The organism is Halomonas sp. 3A7M, assembly GCF_014897875.1.
Classification (GTDB): domain Bacteria; phylum Pseudomonadota; class Gammaproteobacteria; order Pseudomonadales; family Halomonadaceae; genus Vreelandella.
Genome location: NZ_JABUZD010000046.1, coordinates 1 through 5,711 on the forward strand (window position 1 = coordinate 1; position 5,711 = coordinate 5,711).

The following is a 5,711-nucleotide window of genomic DNA, read 5'->3' on the forward strand; positions in this document are numbered from 1 at the left end:
GTTGATAGGGAAAGTATCGGCGCCAGCTTCACGGATTCAGGATAATGCCCAGCGTCCAATAACCAAGGGTGAAAATATGACTGTTTTGGTCATGACGCTGGAAATGGGCTAACCAAGGGAGAAAGCGTGTGAAAATAGGCGCACCGAAAGAGACAGCTCAAGGAGAAGCGCGTGTAGCGCTTACTCCTGAGAGCGCAAAACAGCTTCAAAAGCTAGGCCATGAGTGCTTGGTGGAAGCCAGCGCAGGGGCTGCTGCGGGCTTTAATGACGACACGTATCGCGACGCGGGTGTCAGCGTTGTGGAAAGCGCGGAAGCGCTGTGGCGTGATGCGGACGTGGTGATTAAAGTCCGTGAACCTTCGGAAACTGAGGCTCACTATTTACGTGAAGGTCAGACGCTGATTGCGTTCTTCTGGCCAGCACAAAACGAAGCACTGTTGGAAACCTGTAAAGCTCAGGGCGCGTCTGTTATTGCGATGGACATGGTGCCACGTATTTCCAGAGCGCAGAAAATGGATGCGCTCTCCTCAATGGCCAATATCGCGGGCTACCGTGCGGTGATTGAGGCGGGCAATAACTTTGGCCGCTTCTTTACTGGCCAGGTAACCGCCGCCGGTAAAGTTCCCCCTGCCAAAGTATTGGTGATCGGCGCGGGTGTGGCGGGCTTGTCGGCGATTGGTACCGCGGCTAGCCTTGGCGCTGTGGTGCGTGCATTTGATGTGCGCCCAGAGGTGTCCGAGCAGATTGAATCCATGGGCGCTGAATTCCTGTTTCTCGATTTTGAAGATAGTCAGGACGGTTCAGAAAGCGGTGGCTATGCCTCACCCTCTAGCCCAGAGTTTCGCGAGAAGCAGCTAGAGTGTTTCCGCGAACAAGCACCGGATGTCGACATTGTCATCACCACGGCGCTGATTCCTGGCAGGCCCGCGCCAAAGCTGTGGCTGGAAGATATGGTGGCAGCCATGAAACCTGGCTCGGTGATTGTCGACTTAGCCGCTGAAAAAGGCGGTAACTGCGATTTAACCAAGCCGGACGAGCGTGTGGTATCTGATAACGGCGTCGTGGTGGTCGGCTATACCGACTTCCCCTCACGCATGGCCACCCAAGCGTCGCTGCTTTACGCCACCAACATTCGCCACATGCTAGCCGACCTCACGCCTGAGAAAGACGGCGTCATCCATCACAATATGGAAGATGATGTCATTCGCGGTGCTACGGTCACGCACCAGGGCGAAGTCACCTTCCCGCCGCCGCCACCCAAAGTAAAAGCTATCGCTGCGGCGAAGCCAAAGAAAAAAGAGAAAGAACCAACGCCTGAAGAGAAGAAGGCTACTGAACACGCGGCGTTTAAAGCGCAAACCAAGCGTCAAGTAGGCTTGCTCGCCGTTGGTGGCGCGCTAATGCTGCTGTTGGGCCAAATAGCCCCAGCCTCATTTATGCAGCACTTCATTGTGTTTGTGTTGGCGTGCTTCATTGGCTTCCAGGTGATTTGGAAGGTGAGTCATTCGCTGCACACGCCGTTAATGGCGGTCACTAACGCTATCTCCGGCATCATTATTTTAGGGGCAATTTTGCAAATCGGTTCAGGCAGTGGCGTCGTTATCGTGCTGGCGGCCATTTCGGTACTGATTGCATCGATTAATATCGTGGGTGGCTTCCTGGTGACACGCCGGATGCTTGCCATGTTCCAAAAATCCTAAGCGGCGGAGAAACGAGATGTTAGGACAAGGATTCGTATCTGCCGCGGCAATTGCGGCAAGTGTGCTATTTATTTTATCGCTAGGCGGCCTGAGTAATCAGGAGAAAGCCAAGCGTGCCGTATGGTACGGCATTGTGGGTATGGCCGTAGCGGTGTTCTTTACCTCCCTCGGGCCAGGTATTGGCGGCTACTGGTGGCTGGTTCCGGCGATGTTGATCGGTGCTGGGATTGGTGCCTATGTCGCAGGCAAGGTCGAAATGACCGAAATGCCTCAGTTGGTAGCGGCACTACATAGTTTTGTGGGTTTGGCAGCGGTCTTTGTTGCCTGGGGCGCAGATTTAGAGCGCCGCCGGGTGCTGGCCGCACAAGCGGCCGACGGCGCGATGCAAGAGTTTTCTGCGTTTGCTGCATTGGTGGCCACGAAGGCTCCTGCTGAGCTGACCTTTTTGCAGATTGAGGTGGTGTTCGCGATTTTCATCGGTGCGGTGACCTTTACCGGCTCGGTGATTGCGTTCGGTAAGCTGGCAGGCAAAGTGGATGGCAAGCCTCGTCAACTACCGGGTGGGCATATGCTCAACGCCGGTGCTGCGGCGCTTTCGCTGCTGCTCGCGATTATGTACCTCAATGGTGCAGGCTTCTGGACATTGCTCGTGCTGGCGGCGCTGTCATTCTTTATTGGCTATCACCTGATTATGGGCATTGGCGGTGCGGATATGCCAGTGGTGGTGTCGATGTTGAACAGCTACTCCGGCTGGGCAGCGGCGGCGATTGGTTTCACACTTTCCAATGATCTGTTGATTGTTACCGGCGCACTGGTGGGGTCCTCAGGGGCAATCCTGTCTTACATTATGTGTAAGGCGATGAACCGCAACTTCGTTAACGTGATTTTGGGCGGCTTCGGTGGTGCTCAAGGGCCAGCGGCTGAGATTGAAGGCGAGCAGGTCGCGATTGATGCAAGTGGTGTGGCGAGTGCCTTAAACGACGCAGATAGCGTGATTATCGTGCCGGGGTATGGCATGGCGGTGGCTCAAGCACAGAGTGCGGTGAGCGATCTAGTACGCAAGCTGCGGGCATCGGGTAAGACCGTACGTTTCGGTATTCATCCGGTGGCAGGGCGTCTGCCTGGACATATGAACGTGCTCCTGGCTGAAGCCAAAGTGCCTTACGATATCGTGCTGGAAATGGACGAGATCAACGACGATTTCTCAAGTACGGACGTGGTGATCGTGATCGGCTCCAACGACATCGTAAACCCCGCTGCCGAGGAAGATCCCAATAGCCCTATCGCCGGTATGCCGGTATTGAAGGTTTGGGAAGCCAAGCAGGTGTTTGTCAGCAAGCGCGGTCAGGGCACGGGCTACTCTGGCATTGAAAACCCGCTATTCTTCAAAGAGAACACGCGCATGTTCTACGGCGATGCGCGGGATAGCTTGAACGCACTGTTGCCAATGGTGGAGTAAAGGTAAGAAAACGCTACTATCCTGATAGTGGTATGGGCAGGGCGTCTGACGCCCTGCCTTTTTTTATGGGCTAAGTTTTTATTGGCTAAGAAATAGCTAGTTTAATAATAAATAACTATCGATCTATTGGTTTATTACAAATTGTGACTATCGGTGAGGTGCTTTAAAACAGTACATATCAACGCAACGCTTGCTGATTACCTACACTGTAGACAGCAATATGAGATGTCGATCATCTGTTTCCTTGGCGAGTCCAAGGCAAAGAGCAAGAAGGGGAGAGAAACATGAGTGGAAAATGTCCTGTAATGCATGGTGGTAATACGTCTACTGGCACCTCCAACAAAGATTGGTGGCCAGAGGCGTTGAACCTAGACATTCTGCACCAGCATGATCGTAAAACTAACCCGATGGATCCTGACTTTGACTATCGGGAAGAGGTCAAAAAACTCGATTTTGACGCCCTCAAGCAAGATGTTCATGCCTTGATGACTGATAGCCAAGCATGGTGGCCAGCCGACTGGGGCCACTACGGTGGCCTGATGATCCGCATGGCATGGCACTCTGCCGGAACTTACCGCATTGCCGATGGCCGTGGCGGCGGTGGTACCGGTAACCAGCGTTTTGCACCGCTCAACTCCTGGCCGGATAACGTAAGCCTTGATAAGGCGCGCCGTTTGCTGTGGCCAGTGAAGAAGAAGTATGGCAATAAAATCAGCTGGGCCGACCTAATCATTCTTGCGGGTACGGTGGCCTACGAATCTATGGGACTGCCCGCTTACGGTTTCTCGTTTGGCCGCGAAGACATCTGGCACCCAGAGAAAGACATTTATTGGGGGGCTGAAAAAGAGTGGTTAGCGCCTTCTGACGAGCGTTACGGTGACGTTGAACAGCCGGAAACAATGGAGAATCCGCTGGCTGCGGTTCAAATGGGACTTATCTACGTTAACCCAGAAGGGGTTAACGGCCAGCCAGATCCGCTTAAGACAGCTCTGCAGGTGCGCGAAACCTTCGCTCGTATGGCGATGAACGACGAAGAAACCGCTGCCTTAACAGCGGGCGGCCATACCGTGGGTAAATGCCATGGTAATGGCGACGCCGCTGCGCTAGGTGCCGAACCTGAAGCCTCTGACGTTGAAAACCAGGGCTTTGGCTGGGGCAACCCGACCATGGATGGCAAAGCGAGCAATGCCGTGACGTCGGGTATTGAAGGCGCTTGGACCACCAACCCAACTAAGTTCGATATGGGCTATTTCGACCTGCTGTTTGGTCATGAGTGGGAGCTAAGAAAAAGTCCTGCGGGTGCTCATCAGTGGGAGCCTATCGACATTAAAGAGGAAGATAAGCCGGTTGATGCAACCGATCCCTCTGTGCGTCACAATCCGATCATGACCGATGCGGATATGGCGATGAAGATGGACCCGACGTACCGTGCTATTTGCGAAAAATTCATGGCCGATCCGGAGTACTTCAAGCAAACCTTTGCTAAAGCGTGGTTTAAGCTAACGCACCGTGATCTAGGCCCGAAAGCACGCTATATCGGCCCAGAAGCGCCGGCTGAAGACCTTATCTGGCAAGACCCTGTGCCTGCAGGTAGCACCGATTACTGCGAAGAAGTGGTTAAGCAGAAAATTGCTGAGAGCGGCTTAAGCATTAGCGACATGGTCAGCACCGCGTGGGATAGCGCGCGCACTTACCGTGGTTCCGACATGCGCGGTGGCGCCAACGGTGCGCGCATTCGTTTGGCTCCCCAGAAAGATTGGCAAGGCAATGAGCCAACGCGTCTTGCCGATGTGCTAAAAGTATACGAGCAGATCTCTGCTGATACGGGTGCCAGCATTGCCGATGTGATTGTCTTAGCGGGTAGCGTGGCTATCGAAAAAGCGGCCAAAGCAGCGGGCTATGAGGTGCGTGTGCCGTTCCTTAAAGGCCGTGGTGATGCCACTGATGAGATGACTGACGTAGACTCTTTTGAGCCTTTAGAGCCACTTGCCGATGGCTTCCGTAACTGGCAGAAGAAAGACTACATCGTCAAACCCGAAGAAATGCTGCTGGATCGTGCTCAGTTGATGGGGCTCACCGCACCGGAGATGACCGTGCTGTTAGGTGGAATGCGTGTGCTGGGCACCAACTATGGTGGTACCAAGCACGGTGTGTTCACTAACCGTGAAGGCCAGTTGACCAACGACTTCTTTGCCAACCTGACCGATATGGGCAACAGCTGGAAGCCGGTGGGCAATAATGTTTACGAGATTTGCGACCGTCAAACGGGCGCGGTTAAGTGGACAGCCTCTCGCGTTGATCTAGTGTTTGGTTCTAACTCACTGCTACGCTCATACGCAGAGGTGTATGCCCAGGACGATAACGGCGAGAAGTTTGTTAAAGACTTCGTCGCCGCCTGGGCAAAAGTGATGAATGCGGATCGCTTCGACGTCGCATAAACGTCAAAGCAACGCTTGCTCTAAGTAACTTCCCTGTTCTAACCCGCATCGATAGATGCGGGTTTTTTTAATGGTGCGCCAGGCATGGCGCGCAGCGCCTTAACAGGCGCTATT

General features: G+C 53.9%; 3 protein-coding genes. All 3 read left to right on the top strand.

The genetic code is table 11. From position 1 onward, the window contains the following. Positions 1–128: 128 nt before the first annotated feature. The 3 genes from INT19_RS03670 (at position 129) to katG (ending at position 5,597) form a co-directional block, all read left to right on the top strand. Entirely contained in the window at positions 129–1,700 is a 1,572-nt protein-coding gene (locus INT19_RS03670) for a Re/Si-specific NAD(P)(+) transhydrogenase subunit alpha (RefSeq protein ID WP_193059766.1), read from the top strand. Positions 1,701–1,716: 16 nt separating this feature from the next. Beyond that, positions 1,717–3,159: an NAD(P)(+) transhydrogenase (Re/Si-specific) subunit beta gene (locus tag INT19_RS03675; RefSeq protein WP_089040540.1), complete on the top strand. Its 1,443-nt coding sequence runs from the start codon at positions 1,717–1,719 to the stop codon at positions 3,157–3,159. 284 nt (positions 3,160–3,443) lie between these two features. Next, positions 3,444–5,597 carry a catalase/peroxidase HPI gene (gene katG, locus INT19_RS03680; RefSeq protein ID WP_193059767.1) on the top strand — a complete coding sequence of 718 codons (2,154 nt, stop codon included), beginning with the start codon at positions 3,444–3,446 and terminating at the stop codon, positions 5,595–5,597. Positions 5,598–5,711: the final 114 nt, after the last annotated feature.